General features: G+C 65.2%; 1 protein-coding gene and 1 pseudogene. Both read left to right on the top strand.

The features are described 5' to 3' along the window. Positions 1-283: 283 nt before the first annotated feature. A pseudogene (locus AOK15_RS47890) lies at positions 284-776 on the top strand (ABC transporter substrate-binding protein); the annotation flags it as partial. Positions 777-778: 2 nt separating this feature from the next. Continuing rightward, the coding region (locus AOK15_RS47885; protein WP_240508755.1) for an ABC transporter substrate-binding protein at positions 779-1538 on the top strand (760 nt) is incomplete at both ends.

The raw sequence follows: 1538 nt of genomic DNA, 5'->3' as shown, positions 1-1538 counted from the left end.
GCAATGGCCGCGATCGCGGCCGTCAGCAGTGCCGGCTTGCTCCTGTCGGCCTGCAGCAAGGCCGACGAGAGCTCGGACGACGCCACCAAGGGCGCGGGCGCCAACGCCGCGACCAAGGACGTCGTGAACGCGTCCACCAAGAAGGGCGGCACGGTCACCTACGCGAGCTCCGACGCTCCCGAGTCCCTCGACCCGGGCAACATGTACTACGCGTACGGGTTCAACTTCAGCCGCCTCTACGCGCGTCCGCTGATGACCTTCAAGCCCGGCCNNGGCCGCGGGCGTGCCCAGCGACGGCGGCAAGACCTGGACGTACAAGATCCGCCAGGGCGTGAAGTTCGAGGACGGCACGGTCGTCACCTCGAAGGACGTCAAGTACGCGGTCGAGCGCTCCAACTTCGCGCGTGACGTGCTCTCCTCCGGCCCCAACTACTTCCAGCAGCTGCTGGACGGCGGGGACAAGTACAAGGGCCCGTACAAGGACAAGAGCGACAAGGGCATAGCGTCCATCGAGACGCCGGACGACAACACCATCGTCTTCAAGCTCAACAAGCCCTTCGCCGACTTCGACTTCCTGGCGAGCCAGCCCCAGACGGCCCCGGTGCCGCGCGCCAAGGACACCGGCGTCGACTACACCAAGAAGGTCGTGTCGACCGGCTCGTACAAGTTCGAGAAGTACGACGAGGGCAAGCAGATCGTCCTGACCCGCAACCCCGAGTGGGACGCGAAGACGGACCCGCTGCGCAAGCAGTACCCGGACAAGATCGTCGTGAACCNNGAGCTCGTCAACGACAAGGACAAGCTCGCCAACACGGACAACGCGCTCGGCGGCCGTCTCATCTACACGGCGATCAACACCCAGCAGAAGCCGTTCGACAACGTCGAGTGCCGCAAGGCCGTGCAGTACGCGATCAACAAGGTCGCCGTGCAGACCGCCATGGGCGGCCCGATCCGCGGTGACATCGCCTCCACGGTCCTGCCGACCGACATCCCGGGCTACGAGAAGTACGACCTCTACGCCACCAAGGGCAACAAGGGCGACGAGGCCAAGGCCAAGGAGCACCTGAAGGCCTGTGGCCAGGAGAAGGGCTTCAAGACCGCCATCTCCGCCCGTACCGACCGCCAGGGCGAGGTCGACGCGGCCACCGCGATCGTCGGCGCGCTGAAGAAGGTCGGCATCGACGCCGAGATCAAGCAGTTCCCGTCGGGCAAGTACTTCTCCGACTACGCGGGTGTGCCGAAGTTCAACAAGAAGCAGAACATCGGCCTGATCATGATGCAGTGGGGTTCCGACTGGCCGACCGGCTACGGCTTCCTGCAGCAGATCGTGCACGGCAAGGCCATCGGCCAGTCCGGCAACACCAACCTCTCGGAGCTGAACGACCCCGAGATCAACAAGCTGCTGGACGACGCGATCGGCAACACCGACGAGGCCGCCCGCACCGCCGCGTACACCCAGGTCGACAAGAAGGTCATGGAGCAGGCCGCCATCGTGCCGCTGACCTACTTCAAGGTCCTGCTGTACCGCTCGCCGTACG

This window comes from Streptomyces ossamyceticus (genome assembly GCF_001418475.1).
Taxonomy (GTDB): domain Bacteria; phylum Actinomycetota; class Actinomycetes; order Streptomycetales; family Streptomycetaceae; genus Streptomyces; species Streptomyces ossamyceticus.
Note: the sequence above shows the minus strand (reverse complement) of the source record. Positions and strands in the feature narration are given on the sequence as shown.